Genomic DNA, 665 nt, shown 5'->3' on the forward strand with positions numbered 1-665 from the left:
TGGGCCGGCCGGCCCTCACCGCCGAGCGCTTCGTGCCCCACCCCTTCTCCTCCGCCCCGGGCGCCCGGCTGTACCGCTCCGGAGACCGGGTGTGCTGGAGGGAGGATGGGACGCTGAGGTTCCTGGGGCGCGTGGACTTCCAGGTGAAGGTGCGCGGCTTCCGCATCGAGCTGGGAGAAATCGAGGCGGTGCTGCGCGAGCACTCCTTGGTCACCGAAGCGACAGTGCTGGTGCGAGAAGACGTGCCCGGCGACAAGCGACTGGTGGCTTACGTCGTGCCGGCGGAGCCGGACACTGAAGCGACGGCGCTGGTGCGAGAGGACGTGCCCGGCGACAAGCGACTGGTGGCCCACGTCGTACCGGCGGAGCTGGACACCACTCAATTGCGCGAGCACCTGCGCCAGCGGCTGCCGGAGTACATGGTGCCCTCGGCCTTCGTGGCGCTGGCGGCCTTTCCGCTCTCGGCCCACGGCAAGGTGGACAGGAAGGCCCTGCCCGCACCCGAGGCTCCGTCTGCTTCCACCACGGAGCAGGTGCTCCCCCGCAGTGCGCTGGAGGCACGCCTCGTATCTCTTTGGGAGCAAGTGCTGCGCAGGAGCCCTGTCGGAATCCACGACAACTTCTTCGAGCTGGGAGGCCACTCATTGCTGGCGACGCAGCTCGTC

1 protein-coding gene is annotated in these 665 nt (G+C 69.0%); it reads left to right on the forward strand.

Annotated features, from left to right (window positions below):
- The coding region (locus D7V93_RS43785) for an AMP-binding enzyme (protein ID WP_147451718.1) at positions 1–665 on the forward strand (665 nt) is incomplete at both ends.

Source organism: Corallococcus llansteffanensis, assembly GCF_003612055.1.
GTDB classification, from domain to species: domain Bacteria; phylum Myxococcota; class Myxococcia; order Myxococcales; family Myxococcaceae; genus Corallococcus; species Corallococcus llansteffanensis.